21 protein-coding genes, 1 tRNA gene, 2 pseudogenes and 1 riboswitch are annotated in these 24,494 nt (G+C 64.5%); of the genes and pseudogenes, 13 read left to right on the top strand and 11 right to left on the bottom strand.

Annotated elements, in window-relative coordinates:
* The 8 genes and pseudogenes from LV82_RS00005 to gcvT form a co-directional block, all read right to left on the bottom strand.
* Positions 1-269, bottom strand: a pseudogene (locus tag LV82_RS00005) (IS110 family transposase); the annotation flags it as partial.
* An 84-nt stretch (positions 270-353) separates the two neighbouring features.
* Positions 354-1,244 (bottom strand): annotated as a pseudogene (locus tag LV82_RS00010) (IS3 family transposase); the annotation flags it as partial.
* A 279-nt stretch (positions 1,245-1,523) separates the two neighbouring features.
* Positions 1,524-1,599: transfer RNA gene (locus tag LV82_RS00015), tRNA-Ala, on the bottom strand.
* Positions 1,600-1,738: 139 nt separating this feature from the next.
* Positions 1,739-2,185, bottom strand: a complete 447-nt coding sequence (locus LV82_RS00020) for a thioredoxin family protein (protein ID WP_104068684.1) — start codon at positions 2,183-2,185, stop codon at positions 1,739-1,741.
* A gap of 64 nt (positions 2,186-2,249) precedes the next feature.
* A complete protein-coding gene (locus LV82_RS00025) occupies positions 2,250-2,567 on the bottom strand; it encodes a DUF3775 domain-containing protein (RefSeq protein ID WP_104069240.1) in 318 nt (105 codons plus the stop codon).
* A gap of 104 nt (positions 2,568-2,671) precedes the next feature.
* Positions 2,672-5,521 (bottom strand): aminomethyl-transferring glycine dehydrogenase, encoded by a 2,850-nt coding sequence (gcvP, locus tag LV82_RS00030; RefSeq protein ID WP_104068685.1) that lies wholly within the window; start codon positions 5,519-5,521, stop codon positions 2,672-2,674.
* Positions 5,522-5,531: 10 nt separating this feature from the next.
* A complete protein-coding gene (gene gcvH, locus LV82_RS00035; protein WP_104068686.1) occupies positions 5,532-5,891 on the bottom strand; it encodes a glycine cleavage system protein GcvH in 360 nt (119 codons plus the stop codon).
* 17 nt (positions 5,892-5,908) lie between these two features.
* Positions 5,909-7,036 (bottom strand): glycine cleavage system aminomethyltransferase GcvT, encoded by a 1,128-nt coding sequence (gene gcvT, locus LV82_RS00040; RefSeq protein ID WP_104068687.1) that lies wholly within the window; start codon positions 7,034-7,036, stop codon positions 5,909-5,911.
* Positions 7,037-7,181: 145 nt separating this feature from the next.
* Positions 7,182-7,280: riboswitch (glycine riboswitch) on the bottom strand.
* A gap of 99 nt (positions 7,281-7,379) precedes the next feature.
* On the opposite strand from gcvT, the gene LV82_RS00045 reads away from it, so the two are divergent.
* Positions 7,380-7,967, top strand: a complete 588-nt coding sequence (locus LV82_RS00045) for a gamma-glutamylcyclotransferase family protein (RefSeq protein ID WP_104068688.1) — start codon at positions 7,380-7,382, stop codon at positions 7,965-7,967.
* Here LV82_RS00045 and gltX read toward each other — a convergent pair.
* On the bottom strand, positions 7,957-9,279 hold the full coding sequence (gene gltX, locus LV82_RS00050; protein ID WP_104068689.1) for a glutamate--tRNA ligase: 1,323 nt from the start codon (positions 9,277-9,279) through the stop codon (positions 7,957-7,959). The two genes, LV82_RS00045 and gltX, sit on opposite strands and share 11 nt — an antisense overlap.
* A 74-nt stretch (positions 9,280-9,353) precedes the next feature.
* On the opposite strand from gltX, the gene LV82_RS00055 reads away from it, so the two are divergent.
* The 5 genes from LV82_RS00055 to LV82_RS00075 all read left to right on the top strand — a co-directional run bounded on the left by LV82_RS00055 (position 9,354) and on the right by LV82_RS00075 (position 12,864).
* The gene (locus tag LV82_RS00055) at positions 9,354-9,761 is read left to right on the top strand and encodes a metallopeptidase family protein (RefSeq protein WP_104068690.1); all 408 of its coding nucleotides are present in this window, start codon (positions 9,354-9,356) and stop codon (positions 9,759-9,761) included.
* Between the two features lie 25 nt (positions 9,762-9,786).
* On the top strand, positions 9,787-10,152 hold the full coding sequence (locus LV82_RS00060) for a CidA/LrgA family protein (protein WP_104068691.1): 366 nt from the start codon (positions 9,787-9,789) through the stop codon (positions 10,150-10,152).
* A complete protein-coding gene (locus LV82_RS00065) occupies positions 10,145-10,861 on the top strand; it encodes an LrgB family protein (protein ID WP_104068692.1) in 717 nt (238 codons plus the stop codon). The genes LV82_RS00060 and LV82_RS00065 overlap by 8 nt, the downstream gene beginning before the upstream one ends.
* A 75-nt stretch (positions 10,862-10,936) precedes the next feature.
* Entirely contained in the window at positions 10,937-11,869 is a 933-nt protein-coding gene (locus LV82_RS00070; protein ID WP_104069241.1) for an MBL fold metallo-hydrolase, read from the top strand.
* A gap of 50 nt (positions 11,870-11,919) precedes the next feature.
* On the top strand, positions 11,920-12,864 hold the full coding sequence (locus LV82_RS00075; protein ID WP_104068693.1) for a 1-phosphofructokinase family hexose kinase: 945 nt from the start codon (positions 11,920-11,922) through the stop codon (positions 12,862-12,864).
* Here the strand turns inward: LV82_RS00075 and wrbA are convergent, their stop codons facing one another.
* Positions 12,865-13,458, bottom strand: a complete 594-nt coding sequence (gene wrbA / locus LV82_RS00080; RefSeq protein ID WP_104069242.1) for an NAD(P)H:quinone oxidoreductase — start codon at positions 13,456-13,458, stop codon at positions 12,865-12,867.
* A gap of 102 nt (positions 13,459-13,560) precedes the next feature.
* Positions 13,561-15,219, bottom strand: coding sequence for an NAD+ synthase (locus LV82_RS00085; protein WP_104068694.1), 1,659 nt, complete (start codon positions 15,217-15,219; stop codon positions 13,561-13,563).
* A 190-nt stretch (positions 15,220-15,409) separates the two neighbouring features.
* Between LV82_RS00085 and LV82_RS00090 the strand changes: the two genes are divergently transcribed.
* The 7 genes from LV82_RS00090 (at position 15,410) to rodA (ending at position 24,493) form a co-directional block, all read left to right on the top strand.
* On the top strand, positions 15,410-16,855 hold the full coding sequence (locus LV82_RS00090; RefSeq protein ID WP_170063322.1) for an MORN repeat-containing protein: 1,446 nt from the start codon (positions 15,410-15,412) through the stop codon (positions 16,853-16,855).
* A 283-nt stretch (positions 16,856-17,138) separates the two neighbouring features.
* The gene (locus LV82_RS00095; RefSeq protein WP_104068696.1) at positions 17,139-18,698 is read left to right on the top strand and encodes a 2-isopropylmalate synthase; all 1,560 of its coding nucleotides are present in this window, start codon (positions 17,139-17,141) and stop codon (positions 18,696-18,698) included.
* Between the two features lie 182 nt (positions 18,699-18,880).
* Positions 18,881-19,915: a rod shape-determining protein gene (locus LV82_RS00100; RefSeq protein WP_104068697.1), complete on the top strand. Its 1,035-nt coding sequence runs from the start codon at positions 18,881-18,883 to the stop codon at positions 19,913-19,915.
* Between the two features lie 34 nt (positions 19,916-19,949).
* Positions 19,950-20,885, top strand: coding sequence for a rod shape-determining protein MreC (mreC, locus tag LV82_RS00105; protein ID WP_104068698.1), 936 nt, complete (start codon positions 19,950-19,952; stop codon positions 20,883-20,885).
* On the top strand, positions 20,878-21,417 hold the full coding sequence (locus LV82_RS00110; RefSeq protein WP_104068699.1) for a rod shape-determining protein MreD: 540 nt from the start codon (positions 20,878-20,880) through the stop codon (positions 21,415-21,417). The genes mreC and LV82_RS00110 overlap by 8 nt, the downstream gene beginning before the upstream one ends.
* Positions 21,414-23,357, top strand: coding sequence for a penicillin-binding protein 2 (gene mrdA, locus LV82_RS00115; protein ID WP_104068700.1), 1,944 nt, complete (start codon positions 21,414-21,416; stop codon positions 23,355-23,357). The genes LV82_RS00110 and mrdA overlap by 4 nt, the downstream gene beginning before the upstream one ends.
* The gene (rodA, locus tag LV82_RS00120) at positions 23,354-24,493 is read left to right on the top strand and encodes a rod shape-determining protein RodA (RefSeq protein WP_104068701.1); all 1,140 of its coding nucleotides are present in this window, start codon (positions 23,354-23,356) and stop codon (positions 24,491-24,493) included. The genes mrdA and rodA overlap by 4 nt, the downstream gene beginning before the upstream one ends.
* The last annotated feature ends 1 nt before the right edge of the window (position 24,494 follow it).

A 24,494-nucleotide genomic window follows, 5' to 3' on the forward strand; every position in this document is an offset into this window, starting at 1 on the left:
TTCTTCTGACGCTTGACGAACGGTTTTACATAGGTTGCCGGCACAAGCCGCACCTCGTGGCCATGTCGTTGCGCCACCCGGCCCCAGTGATGGGAAGTTGCGCAAGCCTCCATGGCCACGATGCAGGTTGGCTGTTCGGTCAAAAGCGCGGCCAACCGTGTCCGCGATAGCGCCCGATTGTATAGAACCGTCCCATCCGGCCCGACCGCACAGACCTGAAAACTGCCCTTCGCCAAGTCGATCGCCAGCATGCTGATCTTCGTCGCCATCGATGTGCCCTCCAAAATTGGTTCCTATAGAACCGTCATGGCATACAAGATGCCGTTGGTGGGGGCATCCACCGCATCAGTTCAGCCAGGCCGCGAGACGTCCAATGTGGCGTCGTTGGTATAGGCCCAGAGATCGAGGTCACGAGAGATGAATTCGCTGCCGTTGTCGATCCTGATCGTTCTCGGATAACCGATCTTTCCACAGACCCGTTCGAGCGTCTGCACGACATCTTCGCCCCGATAGCTGAACCGCGGATCAGCCGTACGACAAAGGCGCGCGTGCGTGTCGACAACGGTCAGGATACGCAGCTTCTTGCCCAAGTCGAGCTGGTCGTAAACGAAGTCCATCGCCCAGACATCGTTTGGTCCAACGGCTTCCTGACGGTCTTCGCGCAGCTTCGCCTTCACCCGCCGTTTCGGGTGCTTGTTCTAGAGCTTCAGGCCCAACTCATTGTAAATCCTGCGGATCTTCTTCATGTTGATCACCCGGCCCTCGCGTCTCATCAGCACGTGGACGTGCCTGCAACCACAGCGCACACGCGTTTCTGCAATCTCCTTGATCCGCCTCTCGACGGCAGCCTGGTCCGTGCGCCGGGACTTGTAGTGGTAGGTGGATGTGTCGAAACAAATGCCCCACAAGCCTTCCGGATCGACACGCCCCAATCAACGCACATCCCGATCACGATCTCGCGCAAACGGCCAGGCTTCAGAGCTTTCGCCGAATGACATCCTGCAACACCTCGCGGTCCAAGGTGAGGTCGGCCACTATCTTTTTCGGCCGGGCATTCTCGTCCTCAAGCGCTTTCAGCCGGCGCATCTCGTCCGGCAACAAGCCGCCGTACTTCTTCTTCCAATTGAAGTAGGTCGCCTGACTTATCCCAGCCTTGCGACAAATCTCCGCGATGGGCGTGCCTTGCTCGCCCTGCTTCAGGATGAAGGCCTGTCTCGCGCCTCTGTGAACCTCAATGCTTTCATGCGACTCCGCTCTTTTCCCAGCCAGGAAAGCTTAGCGGAAAACTCCAGCTTCAAACGATCCAGTTTTCAGGGGGCAGAGCAACCCAAGGATCAACCAGCGAATCAGCCCCTGCCGGCAGAGCCACACCCAAGCCAACGCCTTCCGGAACCGTCACGCAGACGCAGCCATCCAAGCGATTTCTGAAGCAAAAGTTGTAGCAAAAATTGTAGCAAAGACGGCCCAAAACGGACGCATTTTCTGCTAAGCCATTAATTTTTAGAGATATTTTTCAACATGCATGGTGGAGCAGAGGGGAATCGAACCCCTGACCTCGTCATTGCGAACGACGCGCTCTCCCAACTGAGCTACTGCCCCGCACCGGCGCCCATTTGCCCAACGGCGCGGGCAATGTCAAGCGGGTCTGGATGATGACAAACAGAAATCTGGCGGAAAAATCGACAGCGCCCCGGCCGCGAACGGCCGGGGCTGTCTCGGGTGTTGCAATCCCGCGTCGTCAGACTTTTGCCGGGGCATGCGACCGTACGAAGGCTTCGATATCCGCCGCGGGGCGCGCACCGGGCAGCCGCGCGATCTCGCGCCCCTTGTGCCACAGAATCAGCAACGGGATACCCCGGATGCCCAGCTTCTGGCCGATCTGCGGAAAGTCCTGGGTATTGATCTTTGCGAAACGAACCTGGCCCTCCAGCGCCTGGGCAGCCTTGGCGAATTCCGGGGCCATCATGCGACATGGACCGCACCAGGGTGCCCAGTAATCGATCAGGATCGGCAGGTCGTCGGTCGCAGTCGCCTTTTCGTGGATCACCGGGTCGATCTCGGCAACGCGTCCGCTGACCAGGCTTTCACCGCAGACGGCGCATTTGGGACCCTCTGCCAAACGCTCTGCGGGGAAACGGTTTGCCTGCCCGCAGGCCGTACAGGTCAGTCTGATGTTCTCGGCCATGGCCTTGCTCCTTCATATTCGTGTTGACGAATATATTTGGCCCCGAGGTCCGCTTTGCAAGATGTCACAACAAATCCTCTTCGGCCCCGCCGACATCCACGCCCAGCGCTTCCAGCCCCGCCTCGAGATTCTCGGGCAGATGGGGCATTCCCATCAGATAGTCGGCGGTCGGCGTCGTGGCCTCGGTACGCGCGGTTGCAATCGCCTCGGCAAGGTCTTCGGGTTCGAAACTGCCCCGGCCGATCCAGGCGATCGCTGTCAGCTCGGCCTGTTCGTCCTCATTCAGCGCGCTGATGAACGCGATCAGCTCGGCGCGCCCCGCCCGACCCTCGCGGGCCAAAAGGATCACCTGCGCAACCTTGTCGATGGAAATATCAATCATTCCGACGCCCTTTCCTGTTCGGCCCGACCAGGAAAACAGCATACACGCCGCGGCGCCTTGTCCGGGATCAAATGAAAGGGCCGCCAAGCAGGCGGCCCGAACGATCATTCCGCGGCTTCGGAATAGCTTTCCAGCGGCGGACAGGTGCACACCAGGTTGCGGTCGCCATAGACATTGTCCACGCGCCCGACCGGTGGCCAATACTTGTCAACGCGGAAGGCGCCGGGCGGGAAGCAGCCGCGCTCGCGGCTATAGGGCCGGTCCCAATCGCCGATCAGCGCATTGACCGTATGCGGCGCATGTTTCAGCGGATTGTTCTGCCGATCCATCTCGCCACGCTCGATCGCGGCGATTTCCTCGCGGATATCCAGCATCGCGGTGATGAAGCGGTCCAGCTCGGCCTTGGTTTCGGACTCGGTCGGCTCGATCATCAGCGTTCCGGGCACCGGCCAGCTCATCGTCGGGGCGTGGAAGCCGTGGTCGATCAGGCGCTTGGCGATGTCCTCGACCGTGATCCCGGCCGTTTCGGCGAATGCGCGCGTGTCCAGAATGCATTCATGCGCCACCCGGCCATTGCGTCCCTTGAAGAGGATCGGATAGGCCCCCTCCAGCCGCTTGGCGATGTAATTGGCGTTCAGGATCGCGACCTTCGTCGCCTGGGCCAGCCCTTCGCCCCCCATCAGCAGGATATAGGCCCAGGAGATCGGCAGGATCGAGGCCGAACCCCATGGCGCGGCACTGACAGTTCCCGGCGCATCCTCGGCCAGTGGGTGCCCAGGCAGATACGGCGCCAGATGCGCCTTGACCCCGATCGGCCCCATGCCCGGACCGCCCCCGCCATGCGGAATGGCAAAGGTCTTGTGCAGGTTCAGATGGCTGACATCCCCGCCCAGATCGCCCGGCCGCACAAGGCCGACCATGGCGTTCAGGTTGGCCCCGTCGATATAGACCTGCCCGCCGTATTCATGCGTGATGTCGCAGATCTCGCGCACGGTTTCCTCGAACACGCCATGGGTCGAGGGATAGGTGATCATGCAGGCGGCCAGATTCTGGCCCGCCGCGGCGGCCTTGGCGCGAAAATCCTCGACATCGATATCACCATTCGGCGCCGACTTGACGACGACGACCTTCATGCCGGCCATCTGGGCCGAAGCCGGGTTGGTTCCGTGCGCCGAGACCGGGATCAGGCAGATGTTCCGATGCCCTTCACCCCGCGCGCGGTGGTAGGCCTGGATCGTCAGCAGACCGGCATATTCCCCCTGCGCGCCCGAATTGGGCTGCAGACTCATCGCGTCATAGCCCGTGATCTCGCACAGCTTCTGCGACAGGTCGCGGAACAGCTCGGCATAGCCCTCGGCCTGATCGGCGGGCGCAAATGGATGCAGGTTGGCAAATTCCGGCCAGGTCATCGGCATCATCTCGGCCGCCGCGTTCAGCTTCATCGTGCACGAACCCAGCGGGATCATGGCACGATCCAGCGCCAGATCGCGGTCGGCAAGGCGACGCATGTAGCGCATCATCTCGGTCTCGGCCCGGTTCATGTGAAAGACCGGGTGGGTCAGATAAGCGCTTTCCCGCAACAGGCTGTCAGGCACGCGCCAGGGAACGTCGAATTCGTTGTCCGCACGCTCGATCCCGAAGGCGCGCCACAGGCGTTCGATCGTCATCCGCCGCGTCGTTTCGTCGACCGAGATCCCGACCTTCGTCTTGCCCACCTTGCGCAGGTTGATGCGCTGGTCACGCGCGGCCTTCAGGACGACCTCCTGCAAGGGGCCGACATCGACGGTGATCGTGTCGAAGAAATGTTCGGGTTCGACCTTGAACCCCGCGGCCTCGAGCCCGCGCGCCACGCGCACCGTCTTGCGATGGATACGCTGCCCGATGGCCTTGAGCCCTTCAGGCCCGTGATAGACCGCGTAGAAGGACGCGACATTGGCCAGCAATGCCTGCGCGGTGCAGACATTCGATGTGGCCTTTTCACGCCGGATATGCTGTTCGCGCGCCTGAAGCGAGAGCCTGTAGGCCCGGTTGCCCTGGGCGTCGATCGAAACGCCAACGATACGGCCCGGCATCTGCCGTTTGTAGGCATCGCGACATGCCATGTAGGCCGCATGCGGCCCGCCATAGCCCATGGGAACGCCAAAACGCTGGGTCGAGCCGACGGCGATGTCGGCCCCCATGGCTCCGGGCTCCTTCAGGACCGTCAGCGCCATGATGTCGGCGATCATGATGCCGATCGCGCCGGCCGCGTGCAGACGTTCGATATGCGGCGTGAAATCCGTCAGATGCCCATAGGTCCCGGGATACTGGAAGATCGCGGCAAAGACCTTTTCGGGATCCAGATCGGCCGGATCGCCGATGATGACCTCTATGCCCAGCGGCGCTGCCCGGGTCTTCATGACGGCAATGTTCTGCGGGTGGCAGTTTTCGTCGATGAAGAAGGCACTGGCCCTGGACTTGGCGACCCGCTGGGCCATGGTCATGGCCTCGGCCGCGGCAGTCGCCTCATCCAGCAGCGAGGCATTCGCCACTTCCAGCCCGGTCAGATCGCAGACCATGGTCTGGAAGTTCAACAGCGCCTCCAGCCGGCCTTGGCTGATTTCGGGCTGATAGGGGGTATAGGCCGTGTACCACGCGGGATTTTCAAGGATGTTCCGCTGGATCGCCGGCGGGCAGACCGTGCCGTAATAGCCCTGCCCGATCATCGAGGTGAAGACCTGGTTCTTCCTGGCCACCTGCCGCATGAACCACAGAAGCTCACGCTCGGACTTGGGCTTGCCGAAATCCAGCGGCTTTTCCTGACGCAGGCTTTTCGGAATCGTCTGGTCGATCAGCTCGTCCAGATCCTTCACCCCGAGCACTTCGAACATCTCCTCCATCTCGGAGGGCGACGGCCCGATATGCCGGCGGTTGGCAAAGTCATAGGGCTTGTAGTCGGTCGGGGCAAAGGCCATGGGCTGTCTCCTATCCGATCATCGCCTTGTAGGCGTCCTCGTCCATGAACCCGTCCAGCTTCGACGGATCGGCGGGGCGCATCTTGAAGAACCACGCCTTGCCCAGCGGGTCTTCGTTGACCAGCGCCGGGTTGTCGACGATCTCCTGATTGATCTCGACGATCTCGCCGTCCAGCGGCGCGCGAATGTCTGATGCGGCCTTGACGCTTTCGATCACGACGATCTCATCGCCTTCGGATACGGCGCGTCCTGCTTCCGGCAATTCGACATAGACGACATCGCCCAGCTGTTCCGAGGCGTGCTGGGTAATGCCGACGACGACCAGATCGCCCTCGGGCCGCAGCCATTCATGATCTTCGGTGAATTTCATGGGTCCGTTCCTTCTGGTTAACGCTTGTAGCTGGGTTGGTGGAATGGCAGTGCCGCGATGCGGGCGGGCACGCGGCGACCGCGCAGCTCGGCATGGATAATATCGCCTTCGCACAGGTCCGCCGGCAGATAGGCCATGGCGATCGGCGCGCCGACCGATGGACCGAATCCACCCGAGGTCACCTGCCCGATGGGCTCGCCCCCGCTGTCGGCGGCAAAGAGCTGCGTGCCTTCCCGAATGGGCGCACGCCCCTCGGGCCGCAGGCCGACACGGCGGCGCGCAGGCCCGGTCTCCAGCTCGGACAGGATCCGTTCCGCCCCCGGGAATCCGCCCTCGCGCGCGCCGCCCCTGCGACGCGCCTTCTGGATCGCCCAGGCAAGACTGGCCTCGACCGGGCTGGTGGTTTCGTCGATGTCGTGCCCATACAGGCACATCCCGGCCTCGAGCCGCAGCGAGTCCCGCGCGCCCAGCCCGATCGGGGCCACTTCGTCCATGTCCAGCAGTTTCCGGGCAAGTTTTTCGGCGAACCCCTCGGGAACCGAAATCTCGAACCCGTCTTCGCCCGTATAGCCCGAGCGCGAGATCCACAGCTCGACCCCGTCCCAGCGACGGATCGCAACGTCCATGAAGCGCAGATCGACCACGTCGGGCACAAGCCGCGCCATTGCCGTTTCGGCCGCGGGACCCTGCAAGGCCAGAAGAGCACGTTCGGTCACCGCCGCGATATCGCATGTATCCGAAAGATGCGCGCGAAGATGGGCAAGATCGGCATCCTTGCATGCCGCGTTCACCACGACGAAAAGATGATCACCACGATTGGCGACCATGAGGTCATCCAGGATGCCGCCCGTCTCGTTGGTGAACAGCGCATAACGCTGCCGCCCCTCGGCCAGGCCCAGCAGATCGACCGGCACCAGTCGTTCAAGCGCCAGCGCGGCGTCCTCGATACGGCCCGATTTCGGCGCCAGCAGGATCTGCCCCATATGGCTGACATCGAACAGGCCGGCCTGCGCGCGCGTGTGCAGATGTTCCTTCAACACGCCCATCGGGTATTGCACGGGCATTTCATAACCCGCGAAAGGCACCATGCGCGCGCCAAGTTCGACATGAAGATCGTATAGAACCGTGCGTTTCAGGTCGGCCATGCCGCCCGTCCTCCCTCTTGCGCCGGTTCGATTGCCCGGCATCGGTCACGGGCGACCCAGGTCACCCCTCGCGATGCCCCCTCTGTCCTTTCGCCTGAGATCGTTATCCCTTCGGCGCCCCTTCCGGGGTCTCTCCAGAGTTCCAAAGCCGGACCGGTCCTTGCGCCTGAGAGTTTACCGGGGCGGTTGCTCCTTCGGCACCAAGGCGGCCTGGCACCGCCATGGATTCTCCCTGATCCGACATGACGGGCATACCCTACGCGGGGCCTTTCAGGCAAGAGGCATACAATCGCATGCTGCGCGCCCCTTGCGCAGAACAGCCCCCCGGGCGAAGACTTGCGCCATGGAAGTTTCCCGCCACCCCGCATTCTTTGGCTATGGATCGCTGGTCAACCGGGCCACGCATGACCATTCGCCCGCGGTTTCCGCCCGGCTGAGCGGCTGGCGGCGCATCTGGCGACAGACGCGCCTGCGGCCGTGGCCGTTCCTGTCTGTCGAACCCCATGCAGGCACCCGGATCGAGGGGTTGATCGCGGCGGTTCCCGGCGCAGACTGGGCAGCGCTGGACCGGCGCGAGGCGGCCTACGAAAGGACGAAACTGCCGCCTGACAGCCTGACCGGCGCCCCGGGCTGGGCCACGGGGGTCGAGATCTACGCGATCGCCCCCCGACAAGGCGAAGACGCCCCGCGGGGACCGATTCTGCTCAGCTATCTGGATGTGGTGGTCCAAGGCTTCCTGCGCGAATTCGGACCGGATGGCGCGGCGCGGTTCTTCTCGACAACCGCGCATTGGGGGCCGGTTCTCGACGATCGTGCAGACCCGCTTTACCCGCGCGGTCAAAGGCTCGGCATGGCTGAACGCGCCATCGTCGATGACCACATCGACGGGCTGGGGCTTGCCCGGCAAACGCGCCGGGCGTTCAGACCCTAGCCCGCACCTTCTGCAACAGCGGCATCAGTTCGGCCATGTCGGGGCCATGCGCCTGCCCGGTCAGCGCCAGCCGAAGCGGCATGAACAGCGCCCGCCCCTTGCGGCCGGTACGCTGCTTCACGGCCGCAGTCCACTCGGCCCAGGTCGTATCGGTGAAGGGCGGTTCAGGCAGCAGCTCCAGCGCCTCGCGCACGAAGGCCTCGTCCTCGGGGGCGATCACCGGTTCCGCGCCATCGCGGCACAGCGCCCACCACTGGCCCAGCTCGTCCAGCGTGGTGATGTTCTGCGAAGCGACCTTCCAGAACCGCTCGGCCAGATCGACGGGCACGCCCAGCGCCAGGATACGGTCGCGCACGGCCTCGAAAGGAAGCGACTGGTTGCGCTGGCGGGTCAGGGGCCAAAGGTCCTCGGGGTCGAACTTGGTCGGCGCCGCGCCGAACTGCGACAGATCGAACCCCTCGGCCAGCTCGTCAAGCGACATCTTCAGCTCGACCGGCTGCGAAGAGCCAAGCCGCGCCATCATGCTCAGCAGCGCCTCGCGGGCGACGCCACGCTCGCGCAGATCGCGCAGGCTCAGCGTTCCAAGGCGCTTGGACAGCGCTTCGCCGTGCGGCCCGGTCAGCAGCGAATGATGCGCGAATGCCGGAGGCTCTCCGCCGATCGCGCGCATGATCTGGATCTGCGTGGCCGTGTTGGTCACGTGGTCTGCGCCGCGCACGATATGGGTGATGCCCATGTCGATGTCATCGACCGACGAGGCAAAGGTATACAGCACCTGCCCGTCGGCGCGGATGAGAACCGGGTCGGACACGCTGGCCGTGTCGATCGACACGTCGCCCAGGATGCCGTCGTGCCATTCCGTGCGGCCCTGATCCAGCTTGAACCGCCAATAGCCCGGCCGTTCGGCGCGAAGCCGGGCCTTCTCCTCCTCGCTCAGCGCAAGACCGGCGCGGTCATAGACCGGCGGACGCCCCATCGCGAGCTGCTTCTTGCGCTTCAGCTCAAGTTCCGTTGGCGTCTCGAAGACCTCGTACAGGTGGCCCGAGGCCCTCAGCTGGTCGGCGACCTCGGCATAGCGGTCCAGCCGGTCGGACTGCCGCTCGACCCGATCCCATGTCAGGCCCAGCCATTCCAGGTCTTCCATGATCGCGTCGGCATATTCCTGCTTCGACCGCTCGCGGTCGGTGTCGTCCAGCCGCAGGATGAAGGTGCCGCCCGCCTTGCGGGCGATCAGATAGTTCATCAGCGCCGTGCGCAGATTGCCGACATGGATATGCCCGGTGGGCGAGGGCGCGAAACGGGTCACGGTCATGGGATGCCTCCTGTCGCGCTTCCTCTTTCACACGGCGCGCATTTTGTCCATATGATGCACGACAAGGAGGCCGCATGAACGACTGGCTGGGGCGCACGGCGCCCGACGTGGAAACGATCGAACGCATGGCGCGCGCGGCGGTGGACGAACTGCCGCCGCAGTTCCGCGCACCCGCGCGCGAGGTGATGATCCGGGTCGAGGAATTCCCGCCCGAGGAACTCCTGGACGAAATGAACATCGAAAGCCCGTTCGAACTGACGGGCCTGTATGACGGCATTCCCTTGACGCAGAAGTCGGTGATGGATGTCGTGGACAGGCCCGACATGATCTGGCTGTTCCGCCGCCCGATCCTGGACGAATGGGCCGAACGCGGCGATGTCACGCTGGGGCAGCTGGTCGCGCATATCATGGTGCACGAACTGGCCCACCACTTCGGCTGGACCGACGAACAGATTGCCCGGATCGACAGGTGGTGGGAATGACCGGCGCGATCGCGGGTTCCCGGCCATGATTCACGCCCTGCTCGTGATCCTGTCGTGTCAGCTGGTAGGCGAGGTTCTTGCGCGGCTATTGCCCTTTCCCCTGCCGGGGCCGGTCATCGGCATGATGACCCTGCTTGCGGGCCTTGCACTTTCGAAGCGGCTGCTCGCGCTGATCCGTCCGGCCGCGCAGGGGGTCCTTGCGCATCTGTCGCTTCTGTTCGTGCCCGCGGGCGTCGGGGTGATCGGCCATCTTGCGGGGCTCGGAGGCCATGCCATCGGCCTGCTCGTGGCGACCGTCGTCTCGACCGCGCTGGCGATTGCCGCCGGGGCCTGGACATTCCTTCTGGTCGCGCGGCTGACCGGACAGCAGGGGGCCGATGGCGATGACTGACCTCGTTTCCTTCTGGTCCTACCTGTCGCAAGGCCCGCTGCTGTGGCTGACGCTGACGCTGGCCGCCTACACGTTGGGCGATGCGCTGTTCCGGGCGTCGGGGCGCAGGCCCTATGTGAATTCCGTCATGGTCGCGGTGGCGATCCTCGCCGCGATCCTGTGGCTTACCGCCACGCCCTATGCGACCTATTTCGAAGGCGCGCAGTTCGTCCACTTCCTTCTTGGTCCGGCGACCGTGTCGCTGGCGCTGCCGCTGTTCGACAACCTGCCCCGTCTGCGACGCTCGCTTCTGCCCGTGGCGGCGGCCATTCTGGTCAGCTCTGTCGTGGCAAGCGGCTCGGCATTGGCGATTGCGGTGGCATTCGGCATCACGGGCCCCGAACTTGCGTCGCTTGCACCGAAATCGGCAACGGCCCCGGTTGCGATCGGGATCGCCGAAAGCGTCGGCGGCCTGCCGACATTGACGGCCGTTCTGGTGATCTTCACCGGCATCACCGGCGCGGTGATCGCCACGCCCTTGCTGAACGCAATGGGTATCCGCGACTGGCGGGCGCGCGGCTTTGCGGTGGGCGCGGCGGCGCACGGGATCGGCACCGCGCGCGCCTTTCAGGTTCACCCCGTCGCCGGCGCGTTCTCGGCTCTTGCGATGGCGCTGAACGCCATCGTCGCGTCCTTCGTGGCCCCCTTGGTCCTGACCCTTTTTCGCTAGACAACACGCAGTTGTGAACTGGTCATCATCCACCGGCAAGCTACCTTGCAAAGGCACTTCAGGATGGAGCACGCCATGACCACCACCAAACCCGACACGACACGACGCAGCCTGCTGATGGCCGGCCTCGCCGCCCCTTCCCTGGCGCTGAGCCCGCGGCTGGCCCATGCCAAGGCCGAGATGAAAGGCATGGCGATTCCGCCCTACACGCGGTTTCGCCTCGGCGCTTTCGAGGTCACGACCCTTCTGGCCGGCACGCGGCCGGTCGAGAACCCGCATTCCATCTTTGGCCTGAACGTGGACGACGCCACCTTTGCCGAGGCATCCACCGCCGCGCGCATCCCGACCGATGTGGCGCAGTTCTTCTTTACCCCGACGCTGGTCAATACCGGTAACGAGCTGATCCTGTTCGATACCGGCCTGTCGCCCGACGGCATCACGGCTGCGCTGGCCGCTGCGGGCTACACGCCCGACCAGGTCGATACGGTCGTCATCACCCACATGCATGGCGACCATATCGGCGGGCTGATGGGCGAAGGCGGCCCGACCTTTGCCAATGCCCGCTACGTAACCGGCGCGGTCGAGCACAATCACTGGTCGCAGGCGGGCAATGAAGGCTTCGACACCAAGGTGCGCCCGCTCAACGACCGGATGAGCTTCCTTGACGATGGCGGCGCGGTCGCTCCGGGCGTCACGGCAATCGCCGCCTTTGGCCACACGCCGGGGCACATGGCCTATATGCTGGAAAGCGAGGGCAAGAGCCTGGTCCTGATCGTTGACACGGCCAATCACTATGTCTGGTCACTGGCCTATCCCGATTGGGAAGTGAAGTTCGACATGGACAAGGCCGCGGCCGCCCAGACGCGGCGCAGACTGCTGGGAATGCTGGCCGCCGACGGGTTGCCGTTCATCGGCTATCACATGCCCTTCCCGGCCACCGGCTATGTCGAGGCGGCGGGCGACGGGTTCCGTTATGTCCCGACCAGCTATCAGCTGATGCTGGGCTGACCCTTGCGCCGCGGGTGTCGTGCGGTCACTCTTCGGCACGGGAGGCCCGAATGACCCCGATCCTGACGGTGACGCTGAACCCCGCACTGGACATCTCGACCTCGGCCGAAAGCGTTCGGCCGGGGCCCAAGCTGCGCTGCGCCGACCCGCGCATCGATCCGGGCGGCGGCGGCATAAATGTCAGCCGCGTCATCCGTCGGCTGGGCGGGCGCAGCACGGCCTTCATTGCCATCGGCGGCGCGACAGGCGAACGCCTGGCCGCGGCGCTGGTGCGCGAAGGGCTGACGCCCAGTGCATGGCCCGCGCCGGGCGAGACCCGCGAAAGCATCGCGGTGACCGATCGCTCGACGGGCGAACAATACCGCTTCGTCCTGCCCGGTCCGCATTGGAACCGCAAGCAGGCCGATGCCGCGCTTGCCGCCATCGTCACTGCGGCTCCGCAGGGGGCTTTCGTCGTGCTCTCGGGCAGCCTCCCGCCGGGCATGGCGCCCGACCTGCCGCTGCGGCTGGCCCGCCGGCTGAAGAAAGCGGGTGCGAGGCTGATCCTTGATACATCCGGGGATGCGCTTCGCCAGGCCGCGCGCGGGCCGCAGGCGGTGTTCGTGCTGCGCATGGATCAGGACGAGGCCGAGGATCTGGCGGGGCGCGCGCTGCCAGACCGGGCCGCAAGCGCGGCCTTCGCGCGCGATCTGGTGCGCTCCGGCGCGGCCGAGATCGCGATCGTCGGGCGCGGGGCCGAAGGGTCGGTCATGGTAACGCGCGACGGGGCCTGGTTCGCGCCGGCCGCCAAGGTGCCCGTCGCCAGCAAGGTCGGCGCGGGCGACAGTTTCATGGCGGCCTTCACGCTGGCCTTGGCGCGCGGAAAGCCCCTGCCCCACGCGCTCTCCGCCGGGATGGCCGCGGCCTCGGCCGCCGTGATGACCGAGGCCACGGAATTGTGCCGCCCTGCCGACGCAAGACGCCTGATCGCGTCCTGCCCGGCCGAGCCGGTCTGATCAGCCGACCAGCTTGCGCGTCATCTCGACCAGCCGCCGTGCCTGATGCGCGACCGCTGCGCGGCCCTTGTCATCGAACTCGCCCGCCTTGGCCGAGTAGCCATAAGGATTGCCGCCGGCATCGAATATCGACTGGTCGGTATAGCCCGGCGGCACCAGAACCGCGCCCCAGTGCATGGCCGAGGTGTAAAGCGACAACAGCGTCGCCTCTTGCCCCCCATGCAGGTTCTGGGCGCTCGTCGTTGCGGTGAAGGTCTTGTTGGCCAGCGCCCCCTTCATCCACAAGGGCCCCAGCGTGTCGATGAAGGCGCGCAGCTGGCTGGCAACCACGCCATAACGCGTCGGCGCCGAAAAGAAATAGCCGTCAGCCCATTCCATGTCTTCGGGGCTGGCAACGGCGATGTCCGACATGCTTTCCAGCTGTGCCTTCCACGCGTCCTGCGAATTCACGACCTGCGGCGGCGCAGTTTCGGCGACACGACGCAGGCGGACCTCTGCCCCCGCCTCGCGTGCGGCGTCAGCTGCGCAGGTCGCGATGGCGTGGTTCGTGCCATAGGTCGAATAGAAGATGACTGCGATTTTCGGCGTACTCATGGTGGCCTCCCTTTCAGTTTCCGGGAAACCATAATGCATCGTGCCGAAATCCGTTTCCCTGCATGGCGAACCGGCCCTGTGCATCCATGCACAGGGCGGGCGTCACGAAGGGTCGCGCCAGCGATTGACGATCGGATAGCGGCGATCCAGCCAGAAGGCCTTGCGGGTCAGCCGCGTCCCCGGCGCGGACTGGAAGCGCTTGTATTCCGACAGATAGATCAGCCGTTCCACCCGCCGGACGGTATCGCGATCAAACCCCGCGGTCACGATTTCGGCCACCGACTGGTCGCCCTCGATCAGCCGCTCGAGGATCGCGTCCAGAACCGCATAGGGCGGCAGGCTGTCCTCGTCCTTCTGGTCGGGGCGCAACTCGGCGCTGGGCGGCTTGTCGATCACGCGCTGGGGAATCACTTCGCCCGCCGGGCCCTTCATCCAGGGTCGGTGATTGGCATTGCGCCAGCGGCAGGTCTGGAAGACGCGGGTCTTGTAGAGATCCTTCAGCGGATTGTAGCCGCCCGCCATGTCGCCATAGATCGTGGCGTAGCCCACCGCGACTTCCGACTTGTTGCCGGTGGTCAGCAACATCTCGCCGAACTTGTTGGACAGGGCCATGAGGAGCAGGCCGCGCAGGCGGGACTGGATGTTTTCTTCGGTGATGTCGGGCTCGCGGCCGGCGAAGAGCGGCGCCAAAGCCTCGGTCACCGCCGCGCGCGGCCCCGAAATCGGGATCGTGTCCAGCCGGCAGCCCAGATTGGCGGCCACGGCACGCGCATCCTCGAGCGAATGGGCCGATGTGTATTCCGAGGGCAGCATCACGCACCGCACGGCTTCAGGCCCCAGCGCATCGGCCGCAATCGTCGCAACCAGCGCCGAATCGACGCCGCCGGACAGGCCAAGCAGCACGCGCGAGAACCCGGTCTTGGCCAGGTAGTCGCGCAAGGACAGCACCATGGCATGATAATCCTGCTCCCATTCATCGGGCATCGGGTCAAGCTCGGCGCGCCGGGCGCGCCAGCCGTCTTCGGTGCGCTCGAAATCGATGTGACGGATGCACGCGTCGAACAGCGGGAATTGCGCCGCCAGCTCGGCCGAGGGGTTCAGCACGAAGCTGCCACCGTCAAAGACCTGGTCATCCTGGCCGCCGACCATGTTCAGATAGACCAGCGGCAGGCCCGTCTCGACCACGCGCGCGACCATGACGTTCATGCGCAGCTCGTGCTTGTTGCGCCAATAGGGCGAACCATTCGGCACCAGCAGGATCTCGGCCCCGGTTTCGGCCAGCGTCTCGGTCACGTCGTCGTACCAGGCATCCTCGCAGATGGGGGTGCCGATGCGGATGGGCCCCACGCGATAGGGGCCGCTGACCGGAGCCGCCCGGAACAGGCGCTTTTCGTCGAATACCCCTTCATTGGGCAGGTGATGCTTCAGGATGCGGGCCGCGATCTGGCCGTCCTGCAGGACGTAATAGGCGTTGTAGAGCCCGCTGTCGTCCCGATACGGGCCACCGATGCCAAGCGCCGGTCCATCCGCGCATTCCCGGGCAAGCCGTTCGATCGCCGCCATGGCGTGGTTCACGAAAGCGGGCTTCAGGACCAGATCCTGCGTCTGGTAGCCGGTGATGAACATCTCGGTCAGGGCAACCATCCCGGCACCGGCGCGCTGGCCTTCCTGCCATGCCGTGCGGGCAAGATCGGCATTCGCATCGATGGCCCCCACGGTGGGGTTCAACTGGGCAAGGGTCAGGCGAAAGGTCTGGGTCATCGGCTTGGCTCCTGCAGGCATGCGCCGGACCTACTTAGCAGACCTGCCGCCGAGGGAAAGCCGCCGATCGGCCCATGCGTGGCTTGTCATGGGGGCTGGCGAACTCTAGGCTTGCCTGACGGGACCGGGCTCGTGCCGCGCAGGGTTGGCCCCCGGAGAATGTTGCTATGTCCACAGCGGAACGGATGGCATGCGAATTTCACAAGTGATGCTGATCGGGCTTTTGCCGATCTTCATGCAGGCCGAAGCCGCATGGGCACAGGATGTCGTCATCAAGGAATATGACGACGGCGGCATCTACGAAGGCACCTTCAGGGACGGCAAGCAGCATGGGCGTGGCACCTACCGGCTGCCCAACGGTTACGAATATACCGGCGACTGGGTCGAGGGCGAGATCATGGGCCAGGGCGTGGCCCGCTATCCCAACGGGTCGGTCTATGAAGGCCAGTTCGTCAAGGGCAAGCCGCATGGGCGTGGCAAGATCACCTTCGCCGATGGATCGACCTATGAAGGCGAATGGAAGGATGGCGAGATCGACGGCGAAGGCACGGCGGTCTACGAGAACGGATCGACCTATACCGGCCAGTTCCGCAAGGCCCTGCATCATGGCAAGGGTCGCATGGAAAGCCCCAGCGGCTATGTCTACGAAGGCGACTGGGTCAACGGCGTGAAGGAAGGCCAGGGGCGCATCACCTATCCCGATGGCGCCGTGTACGAAGGCGGGATGCTGCGGGGCCAGCGCGCCGGTCAGGGCAAGCTGACGCTGCCGAACGGCCTGACCTACGAGGGCGGCTGGGCGCGGGGCGAGATGAACGGTCAGGGCCGCCTGGTTCAGCCCAATGGCGACGTTTACGAAGGCGACTTTCTGAACGGCAAGCGCCACGGACGCGGCAAGGTGACCTATGCCAATGGTGACGTCTACGAAGGCGAGTTCGCAAACGACAAGCGTCACGGCAAGGGCACGTTCCGCGGCGCGGATGGATTTACCTATGAAGGCGACTGGGTCGAGGGCCGGATCGAGGGCACGGGCCGGGTTACCTATCCCGACGGTTCGGTCTATGAGGGACAGTTGCGCAAGGATCTGGCGCATGGACGGGGCAAGATCACCTATCCCGACGGCTCGACCTATGAAGGCGAGTGGAAGGATGGCGTGATCGAGGGCCAGGGCATCGCGCGCTATGCCAACGGGCTGGTCTATGAGGGTGGATTCGTCAACGGCAAGAACCACGGCCAGGGCCGGATGACCTATCCCGACGGCTATTCCTACGAAGGCGAATGGCGCGACGGCCAGCGCAATGGCCAGGGCAAGGCCACCTACCCGGACGGCACCGTCTATGTCGGCCAGTTCCTGAACGGCAAACGCCATGGGCAGGGCGAAATCGTCATGCCGGATGGCTTCCGGTATGTCGGCGAATGGAAGAATGGCGAGATCGACGGCAAGGGTGTTGCGACCTATCCCAACGGCGATGTCTATGAGGGCAGCTTTGTCGCCGGCAAGCGTCAGGGCCAGGGCGTCATGCGTTATGCCTCCGGCCAGGTTGCGTCGGGCAACTGGACCGAAGGTGCGCTGACCGAGCCCGACCCGGCCGGGACCCAGGCCGACGCGCCCACGGACCAGCCCGCACCCGCCCAGTGACGCGCGTCCCGGAAATCTTTCTGCACGACCACCCCGCGCACCGGAAAAATCGTTCTGCCGCACGAGCATTTTTTCTCTTTTCCTTTCGCGCGGCATCCGTATAGTCGCGCCCATGACACGGGAACCGCATATCGCCACCTGCAAGGCCGCCGCCATCGCGCCGCGCCTGCTGCCCCGTGACCTGCTTCTGCTTAGCTGCCTCTGAGCGTGCCGTTTCGGCGCGACCGCTCAGAGGTATCCGATCGCGCCGGACAAGCCAGGGCAGAAACAGAGAGATCATGACATGACCGACAAGACCACCCAGGAACGCGTGCTGATTTTCGACACCACGCTGCGTGACGGCGAACAATCGCCCGGCGCGACCATGACCCATGAAGAAAAGCTGGAGATCGCCGCGCTGCTGGACGAGATGGGCGTCGACATCATCGAGGCAGGCTTCCCGATCGCCTCGGAGGGCGATTTCGAAGCGGTTTCCGCGATCGCAAGGCAGACGAAGAACGCGGTGATCTGCGGTCTGGCGCGCGCAAACTTCAAGGATATCGACCGCTGCTGGGAGGCCGTGCGCCATGCAAGGCGCCCGCGCATCCACACCTTCATCGGCACGTCGCCCCTGCACCGGGCAATTCCGAACCTGGACCAGGACCAGATGGCCGAGCTGATCCACGAAACGGTCAGCCATGCCCGCAACCTGTGCGACGATGTGCAATGGTCGCCCATGGATGCAACGCGGACCGAGCATGACTATCTGTGCCGCGTGGTCGAGATCGCGATCAAGGCCGGCGCGACCACCATCAACATCCCCGATACCGTGGGATATACCGCGCCGCGCGAATCCGCCGCACTGATCCGCATGCTGAAGGAGCGCGTCCCCGGGGCCGATACGGTCGTGTTCGCGACGCATTGCCATGACGACCTGGGCATGGCGACGGCCAACGCGCTGGCCGCGGTCGAGGCAGGTGCGCGCCAGATCGAATGCACGATCAACGGCCTGGGCGAACGGGCGGGCAATACCGCGCTGGAGGAAGTCGTGATGGCGCTGAAGGTGCGCAACGACATCATGCCTTTCTACACCAACGTGGACACGACAAAGATCATGAACATCTCGCGCCGCGTGGCCGCGGTGTCGGGTTTCCCCGTCCAGTACAACAAGGCGATCGTCGGCAAGAACGCCTTTGCGCATGAAAGCGGCATCCACCAGGACGGGATGCTGAAGAATTCACAGACATTCGAGATCATGCGCCCCGAGGATGTCGGGCTGTCCTCGACCAGCCTGGTTCTGGGCAAGCATTCCGGCCGCGCCGCGCTGCGCGCCAAGCTGCGCGATCTGGGCTATGAGCTGGCCGACAACCAGCTGAACGACGTCTTCGTCCGCTTCAAGGCACTGGCCGATCGCAAGAAGGAAGTCTATGACGACGACCTGATCGCCCTGATGACCGATCAGACATCCGAAGGCACCGGAGCCCATCTGCAGGTCAAGTTCCTGCGCGTCATCTGTGGCACCGAGGCACCGCAATCGGCTGACCTGATCCTGACGATCGACGGAGAGGATCATCAGGTCACCGCCCAGGGGGATGGCCCGGTCGATGCGACGTTCAACGCGATCAAGAAGCTCTTCCCGCACGAGGCGCGGCTGGCCCTCTATCAGGTTCACGCGGTGACCGAAGGCACCGATGCGCAGGCGACCGTTTCGGTCCGGCTGGAAGAAGGCGGCAAGATCGTGACGGGCCAGGCATCCGACACCGATACGGTCGTGGCCAGCGCCAAGGCCTATGTCAGCGCGCTGAACAACCTGATCGTCCGGCGTGCCAAGACACGGCCCGAAGACGCCGAAAAGTTGACATAGTGAAATTCATGGCGCCGTTCGACGTCGCCAAACCGGACATGATGTTCGATTAATGAAATCCGGCGGAATGTCGCAAATGACATTCCGCCGCCCCCTTTCGCAATTTTTCTGCCCGCCCTATAAGGGTTCCGGCCCGTCGCAACCGAGTCGTCGGCCGAATTCAGCACGAAGTGGGGAAGAACATGGCATTGGGTGGGCTGTTTTCGTCAGACATGGCGATCGATCTCGGCACGGCGAACACGCTTGTCTACGTCAAGGGCAAGGGGATCATCCTGAACGAACCGTCGGTCGTGGCGTATCATGTCAAGGACGGTCGCAAGCAGGTACTGGCGGTTGGCGAAGACGCGAAGCTGATGCTGGGCCGGACGCCCGGCTCGATCCAGGCGATCCGTCCGATGCGTGACGGTGTCATCGCCGATTTCGACGTCGCCGAAGAGATGATCAAGCATTTCATCCGCAAGGTGCATCGCCGCACGACATTCTCGAAGCCCAAGATCATTGTCTGCGTTCCCCATGGCGCCACCCCCGTCGAAAAGCGGGCGATCCGCCAATCCGTGCTGTCGGCCGGCGCGCGCCGGGCGGGGCTGATCGCGGAACCCATCGCCGCGGCCATCGGCGCCGGCATGCCGATCACCGACCCTACCGGCTCGATGGTCGTCGATATCGGCGGCGGAACGACCGAAGTCGCCGTGCTCAGCCTTGGCGATATCGTCTATGCCCGATCGGTGCGCGTGGGCGGCGACCGGATGGACGAGGCGATCATTTCCTATCTGCGTCGTCAGCAGAACCTGCTGATCGGCGAAAGCACCGCCGAGCGGATCAAGACGTCGATCGGCACGGCCCGCATGCCTGACGACGGGCGCGGTGCCTCGATGGTCATTCGGGGCAGGGACCTGTTGAACGGCGTGCCCAAGGAGGCCGAGATCAGCCAGGCCCAGATCGCCGAGGCACTGGCCGAGCCGGTGCAGCAGATCTGCGAGGCCGTGATGTCGGCACTGGAAGCCACGCCGCCCGACCTGGCGGCCGATATCGTCGATCGCGGCGTCATGCTGACCGGTGGCGGCGCGCTGCTTGGCGATCTGGACCTTGCCCTGCGCGAACAGACCGGGCTTTCGATCTCGATTGCCGACCAGTGCCTGAACTGTGTCGCGCTGGGAACCGGCAAGGCGCTGGAATATGAAAAGCAGCTGCGCCACGTTATAGACTACGACAGCTGAGCCGCAATGCGGCCAGCGACAGCGGAGAGGACCCTTGGCCCGGGACCGTAGGGGAGACGACATCTACACCCGACCCCTGCGCCGCATCCTGATCGGGGCGCTGGCGCTCATTCTGCTTGGGCTGTTCCTGCTGTGGCGGATCGACTCTCCAAGGGTCGAAAGATTGCGCGTGGCCATCGTTGACCGGGTCGTTCCCAATCTTGACTGGGCGATGGCGCCCATCACGCGGCTTTATGCCATGGCCGAAGGCTTCCGCTCCTATGCCGCACTTTATGAGCAGAACCAGGAACTGCGCCGTGAGCTGCAGCAGATGCGCGCGTGGAAGGAAGCCGCGCTGCAGCTCGAGCAGCAGAACGCCAAGCTGATGGCCCAGAACCAGCTTCGCCTGGACCCCAAGCTGACCTCGGTTTCCGGTGTCGTGATGGCCGACAGCGGCTCGCCCTTTCGGCAGTCGGTCCTGCTGAACGTTGGCGCCAGCGACGGCATTCAGGATGGCTGGGCCACGACCGACGGACTTGGTCTTGTCGGGCGCATTTCCGGCGTGGGGGAAACCACGTCGCGCGTTCTTCTGTTGACCGATGTCGCCAGCCGCATCCCGGTGATCATCCAGCCCAGCGGACAGCGGGCGATCCTGGCCGGCGACAACAGCGCCGCACCGCTGATCGAGTTCGTCGAATCCCTCGAAAAGGTGCGCCCGGGCGATCGTGTCGTCTCGTCGGGCGATGGCGGCGTCTTCCCCGCCGGGCTGCTGGTGGGTCAGGTCGCGCTTGACCGAAACAAGCGTCTGCGCGTTCGTCTGGCGGCCGATTATGAACGGCTGACCTTCCTGCGCGTGTTGCGGTCACGCCCGATCGAACGCATCACCGACCCCGGAGACCTTGTCGTCCCGCCTCAGGTTCCCAGTGCCGCAGGCGCGCCCGCTGGGGCGATTCCGCCGACCGGCAAAGGGGTGGAGGGCGCCGATGGTTGACCCCCGCCTTGCCTCGCGCCTCGCGCACCGCGCCGCCTATCTGGTCCTTGCGGCGGTATTGATCGTCTTGCGTCTGCTTCCGCTCTCGACCCAGCCTTCCGCCTGGCCCCTGCCCGATCTGTTGCTTTGCCTGACTCTGGCTTGGCTCTTGCGACGGCCCGATCACGTACCCGCATTGTCGATCGTCGCCGTACTGCTGATCGAGGATCTTCTGACCCTGCGACCGGTCGGGCTTTGGCCCCTGATCATTCTGTCGGTGACCGAGATCCTTCGCAGTCGCAGTTCGGGATTGAGGGATCTGCCCTTCGTGGTCGAATGGATGGTCGTCGCCGGAGCCGTGTTCCTGGCCGGCCTGATCGACTGGGTGGTTCTCGCACTTGCGCTTGCTCCCCAGGTCGGGCTGGGGCCGACCATGGTGCAGGCCGCGCTGACGGTGATGGCCTATCCGGCCGTCGTGGCGGCTCTTGCTGTTCTGCTTGGGATACGCCGCATTGGCGACACCGATGCCCCGACACGGCGGAGGCTGACATGAAGCGTGCCGAGCGCCAGATCCTGGAAAGCCATCGCCGCATCGGGCGACGCGCGATGATGCTGGGCGGCATCCAGGCCGCGCTGATCGGAACGCTTGCCCTGCGGCTGCAGCATCTGCAGCTGGACCAGGCTGACCAGTTCCGCCTTCTGGCCGAGGAAAACGCCATCAAGGTTCGCCTGATCCCACCGGTGCGCGGCCTGATCCTGGACCGGCGCGGAACCATCGTCGCCGGCAACGAGCAGAACTATCGGGTAACCGTCATCGCGGACGATGCGGGCGATCTGGAGGCGGTCCTCGACCGTCTCGCGCGGCTCATTCCCCTGGACCCCGAGGATCGTGCTCGCACGATCAAGGAGGCTCGGCGCACGCCAACCCTGCCGGTGACGGTCGCCGACCGCCTGACCTGGGAGGAATTCAGCCGGGTTGCCGTCAACTCCCCCGCCCTGCCCGGGATCACGACCGAGGTCGGTCTGTCGCGCAATTATCCCTTCGGACCGGATTTCGCCCATGTCCTTGGCTATGTCGGCCCGGTCAGCGATTACGATCTGTCGCGGATCGAGGATCCCGACCCCCTGTTGCGCATCCCCCGTTTCCAGATCGGCAAGCTGGGCGTGGAGGCCAAGCTGGAGACGCTGCTGCGCGGCAAGGCCGGCTCGCGCCGCGTCGAGGTCAATGCCGCCGGGCGGGTCATGCGCGAACTGGGGCGCAAGGAGGGCGATCCCGGCGCGAATGTCCAGTTGACGATCGACCACCGGCTGCAGAACTTCGTGCAGGCGCGGCTGGGAGACGAAAGCGCCGCGGCTGTCGTGATCGACATACAGACGGGCGATATCGTCGCGATCAATTCCTCGCCCAGTTTCGATCCCAACCTGTTCGTGCGCGGAATTTCTTCGGCCGATTATCGTGCGTTGATGGAAAACGACCACCGCCCTCTGGCCGACAAGACGGTTCAGGGGGCCTACCCGCCGGGATCGACATTCAAGATGATCACGGCCATGGCCGCGCTGGAAGCCGGGGTAATCTCGCCCGGCGAAACGGTCTATTGCCCGGGATACACGACGCTTGGCAACAGGCGGTTTCACTGCTGGCGGCGCGGCGGACATGGAGAGGTCTCGCTGACCAAGAGCCTGGAGCAATCCTGCGACGTCTATTACTATGAGATTGCCCAGCGCGTCGGCATCGAACGCATCGCCGAGATGGCGCGGCGAATGGGGATCGGGACGCGCTTTGACCTTCCGATGTCGGCGATCAGCGAAGGTCTGGCGCCAGATCGCGAATGGAAACGCGCGAAATACGGCACAGACTGGCTGATCGGCGACACGCTGAACACCGCGATCGGCCAGGGTTTCGTGCTGGCCTCGCCGCTTCAGCTGGCCGTGATGACGGCGCGTCTGGCCTCGGGCAAGGCGATCACGCCCCGGCTGGTGCGTGCGATCGACGGCGTCGAGCAGCCCGTCATGCAGCCCGGGGATCTGGGCGTATCGGATGCCGTCTTGCGCGGTGTGCGCAAGGGCATGTTCGAAGTAAGCAATTCCCGCCGCGGCACGGCCTATGCGTCGCGCATCGTGGATGACCAGATGCGCATGGCGGGAAAGACGGGCACCAGCCAGGTTCGCAACATCACGGCGGCCGAGCGTGCACGCGGCGTGACAAGCAACAAGGATTTGCCGTGGCACCGCCGCGACCACGCGCTGTTCGTCTGCTTTGCCCCGTTCGATGCGCCGCGTTACGCGGTTTCGGTGGTCGTCGAGCATGGTGGCAGTGGATCGGCCGCCGCCGCGCCTATCGCGCGTGACATCCTGCTGCAAGCGCTCTATGGCGGCCTCCCGCCTCTCGAAGCCTATCCGGAAAACCAGCGCGCCCAGATCGAGGAGATGCGCGCGCGGCTCAGGCTGTTGCCCGAAGAGCCCGCGCCAAGCGGCGGGAGGTCGCGGGCATGACCTATCTCGAGAATCGCATCCGGCATGTCCCGACGGGCTTTCGCAAGGTCCTGCATCTGAACTGGCCTCTGATCCTGCTTCTTGCCGCGATTTCCTGCGTCGGCTTCCTGATGCTGTGTTCCGTCGCGGGCGGCCGGATCGAAACCTGGGCAGAACCTCAGATGAAGCGGTTTGTCGTGGGCATGATCGGCATGTTCGTCGTGGCCTTCACGCCCATCTGGGTCTGGCGATCGCTTTCGGTTCCGGCCTATTTGGCGTGTCTTCTTTTGCTGATCGCCGTCGAATTCTTCGGCAGCATCGGCATGGGCGCGCAGCGCTGGATCGAGCTGGGCCCGGTCCGGATCCAGCCGTCCGAGCTGATGAAGATCGCCCTGGTCATGCTGCTTGCGGCCTATTACGACTGGCTGGACATCGACAAGGTCTCGCGCCCGCTGTGGGTGGCCATTCCGGCGGCACTGATCCTGCTGCCGACCTTCCTGGTGCTGAAGCAACCCGACCTTGGTACCGCGATCCTGCTGGTCGCCGGGGGCGGTCTGGTCATGTTCCTGGCCGGTGTCAGCCTGTGGTATTTCGGCACGGTACTGGCCCTTGTCGTTGCGCTGGTCTTTGCGGTGATGGAAAGCCGCGGCACCGAATGGCAGCTGCTGAAGGACTATCAGTACAAGCGTATCGATACCTTTCTGGATCCCGGTTCGGACCCTCTTGGCGCGGGTTACAACATCACGCAGGCGCAGATTGCGCTGGGCTCGGGGGGCTGGGCCGGCAAGGGCTACATGCAGGGCACGCAAAGCCGGCTGAACTTTCTGCCCGAAAAGCATACGGACTTCATCTTCACCACGCTGGCCGAGGAATTCGGCTTTGTCGGTGCGATCTCGCTTCTGTCATTGTACGTGCTTGTGCTGATCTTCTGCTATCAATCCGCCCTTGCCACGAAGGATCGCTTTTCCTCGCTGCTGATACTTGGGGTCGGCGGGACGTTCTTCCTGTTCTTCATGGTCAACATGGGGATGGTGACCGGGCTGATGCCCGTCGTGGGGGTGCCGCTGCCGCTGGTTTCGTACGGAGGCACCGCGATGATCATCCTTCTGGGCGCCTTCGGGCTTGTGCAAAGCGCTCATATCCACAGGCCAAGATAGG

This window comes from Albidovulum inexpectatum (genome assembly GCF_002927635.1).
GTDB classification, from domain to species: Bacteria; Pseudomonadota; Alphaproteobacteria; order Rhodobacterales; family Rhodobacteraceae; genus Albidovulum; species Albidovulum inexpectatum.